Raw genomic sequence first — 3127 nt, forward strand, 5'->3', positions numbered from 1 at the left:
TGCCCGGTGGCCAGGTCGACCAGCGTCGTCATCCACGGCTCGAACCGTCTCCAAGCGCCCTCGTCGGTGCGGAACCAGCGCACCGACCGGTAGCGGTGCTCATCGATGCCCAGCCGCCTCACGCGCGTCGCCTCGACATCAGTCAGGACCACGGCAGCAGCTGCCAGGGCTGCCTGGACCAGCCACCACGAGACGCCGTGGGCCCGGGCCACCTCGGAGGCTGCACGGCCGGAACGGATCACGGCAGANGCCGGGTCGTCGATCGGGCGTATCGAGGGATCTGCTCGGTGGACTCCCAGAACGTGCCCCTGTCACAGCCTGGCTCGAGGCAGAACCAGCGCCGTTTGGCCCACACCACGACCGTCGCGCCGGCGACGGGAACGTCCCGGACCTGCTGTGACCGGCGGGAGTGGACCTTCGTCGCGAGCACCCCACAGGATGGGCAGCCCGGCGGGACGGTCGAGGCGATCACCACCCGCCGGTCCCCGTCGGGCAGGTCGGTGGCGTCGATGACGCGGTAGTTGGGCAGGTTGAAGATCGTGCTCGCAGCATCGCGCTGCGAACCAGTACTCTCGTGCACAGGCTCGTGGTCCTCTGAGATTCGGATGTCTTGACAACACCCATCACAGCAGGACCACGAGCCGTTCTACGTCAACGACGCNCGGCTCTGATATTGCGCGAGGGTGACCTCGAGCAGCTGCGACGGCTCACCCGTTCATCGACGGTGAAAGCGGGGCTGGCGCAGCGGGCACGGATCGTGCTGCTGGCCGCCGATGGGGTCTCTAACACCCATATCGCCCAGACGGTGGGGGTCTCCCGGCCGACCGTGCTGGCCTGGCGGGACCGTTACCAGGTCAAAGGTATCGAGGGGCTGGAGGATGAGCCCCGCGCGGGACGGCCGCGCCAGGTCGATCATGGCCAGATCGTCTCGGCGACGCTGGCTCCGCCGCCGAAGAAGTACGGGGTTACGCACTGGTCCTCGCGGCTGCTGGGCCGGCACCTGGGGATCGGCAATGGCACCGTCGCGAAGGCCTGGCGGGAGTACGGGGTTCAGCCCTGGCGGAGCGAGACCTTCAAGTTCTCCACTGACCCGGAGCTGGTCGCCAAGGTCACCGATGTGGTCGGGCTCTACCTGGAGCCTCCCGAGAACGCGGTCGTGCTGTGCGTGGACGAGAAGTCCCAGATTCAGGCGCTGGATCGCACCGCGCCGCTGCTGCCGATGCAACCGGGGCTGCCCGAGCGGCGGACCCACGACTACAAGCGCCACGGCACGTCCACGCTGTTCGCGGCGCTGGAGATCGCGACCGGCACGGTGACCGCGGCCTGCGAGAAGCGTCACCGCCATCAGGAGTTTCTGGCCTTTCTGAGGCAGGTCTCCCGCGCCTACCCCGATCAGGAGCTGCACCTGGTGATGGACAACTACGCCGCCCACAAGACGCCAGAGGTCCGCGACTGGCTGACGGCGAATCCGCGCATCCAGGTCCACTTCACGCCGACGTCCGCTTCGTGGCTGAACCTGGTCGAGGTCTGGTTCTCGATCATCGAACGACAGGCCATCCATCGCGGCAGCTTCGGCTCCGTCAAGGATCTCAACGCCAAGATCCGCGCTTTCATCAACGGATGGAACGACCGCTGCCATCCCTTCGTCTGGACCAAGACCGCCGAGGACATCCTCACGAAGGCAAACCGTAAACCCATCTCAAACACGCGCCACTAGTGACTGGGGGGGGTCCCTATGTTTCGAGTCAAGCCGCGAGGGCGGCCGGCTCGGGGGTCGGGGTGGTTGATGGGGGCTGGTAGTAGGTGCCGTCGCGGAGCATCGCGAAGATGACGTTGCAGCGGCGTCGGGCCAGGCAGATCACGGCGGCGTTGTGGCGCTTCCCCTGGGCGCGTTTGCGGTCGTAGTAGGCCTTGGAGATCGGGTCGTGGTTCGAGGCGACCCAGGCGGAGTAGAACAGAGCGTTCTTCAGCCGCTTGTTGCCGGATCGGGCGGGGAACTCGCCGCGGATCGAGGTGCCGGATCTTCGCGTGACCGGCGCGATGCCGGCATAGGCCGCAAGGTGGCCAGGGGTCTCGAACGCGGAGCCGTCGCCGATGTTCAGGAGGATCTGGGCGGCGGTCTTGATGCCGATCCCCGGCATGCTCATCAAGACCGAGGCGAGAGGGAAGTCCTCCAGCATGGCCTCGACCTCCCTGGCCACGGTCGCCCGTTGCTCCTTCAATGCCTTGACCTGGCCAGCGACTCGGGGGATCACCAACTCCACTGCGGCGGTCGCGGGAACGACGACGGTCTGCTCGCCGAGCGCGGTGAAGATCTGATCGATCAGTGCTTCGGGATCGCGGCGTGAGTGGGACCGGGCGAATCGCAGAACTCTGCCACGACCTGCAGTCTTGAGTCCGGTGGGGCCGCCGAACTTCTCCAGCAGATCCAGCACCAGTGTCGTGGCGAGGCTGCCTCCGACGAAGACTCGCTCAATTGCGGGATGGATCTGGGTCAGGAGGGACCGGATCCGATTCAGAGCCCTGGTGGTCTCGTGAGCGAGGTCCTCATCGAAGCCGGCCAGAACCTTCAGCGCGGAGAGGATCTCGTTGTCCCGATCGACCTGCCTCAGCGTGCGGGGCATAGTCCGAGCGGTGTCGGCGATGATGAACGCATCGCGTGCATCGGTCTTTGACCTGCCTGGATAGAGGTCTGCGGCCTTTCTCATCGCCAACCCTGGGAGGTAGGCGACGGTGCAGCCCGCATCCCGGGCGACTGCGATCGGCAGCGCCCCGATGGTGTTGGGCTGGTCGACGACCATCAGCACCTCGCCGTGCTTCTGCAGGTTCGTGAACAGTTCCCGGAGCTCGGCTTCGTCCTGGACCAAGGGCTTGTCGAACAGGCGGTTCCCGTCGGGGTCCAGAGCACAGGCATGGTGGCCGGATTTCCCGACGTCCAGGCCGATGACGACCGCGAATCTTGTGTCCATGATGCTGTCCTTCCTTGGAGCATCATTGCTGGTCGCAGTCTTGACACCCGGTGCCGGCACCCACGTTACAAAGAGACCTCAGCAGTGCTGGGCCGTGTCCCTATCAGCGGTCAACGGGCTCTTCCCGGTTCGTGGTGATGGGGAGCGTCGCGTCGTTG

Annotated in this window: 2 protein-coding genes and 1 pseudogene; 1 reads left to right on the top strand and 2 read right to left on the bottom strand. The window is 66.1% G+C overall.

Features of this window, described 5'->3' with window-relative positions; translation table 11 throughout:
- Positions 1–580, bottom strand: a pseudogene (locus tag ABD093_RS19680) (transposase family protein); the annotation flags it as partial.
- A gap of 87 nt (positions 581–667) precedes the next feature.
- On the opposite strand from ABD093_RS19680, the gene ABD093_RS03015 reads away from it, so the two are divergent.
- Entirely contained in the window at positions 668–1717 is a 1050-nt protein-coding gene (locus ABD093_RS03015; RefSeq protein WP_343922343.1) for an IS630 family transposase, read from the top strand.
- A gap of 28 nt (positions 1718–1745) precedes the next feature.
- Here the strand turns inward: ABD093_RS03015 and ABD093_RS03020 are convergent, their stop codons facing one another.
- Positions 1746–2969 (bottom strand): IS110 family RNA-guided transposase, encoded by a 1224-nt coding sequence (locus tag ABD093_RS03020; protein ID WP_343922341.1) that lies wholly within the window; start codon positions 2967–2969, stop codon positions 1746–1748.
- Between the last annotated feature and the right edge of the window lie 158 nt (positions 2970–3127).

It is taken from the genome of Brachybacterium tyrofermentans, from assembly GCF_039526165.1.
In the GTDB taxonomy this organism is placed as follows: Bacteria; Actinomycetota; Actinomycetes; order Actinomycetales; family Dermabacteraceae; genus Brachybacterium; species Brachybacterium tyrofermentans.

Bases quoted from the DNA above. Each gene is read 5' to 3' on its own strand.
- ABD093_RS03020 (WP_343922341.1), bottom strand. From the start codon at position 2,969: ATGGACACAAGATTCGCGGTCGTCATCGGCCTGGACGTCGGGAAATCC.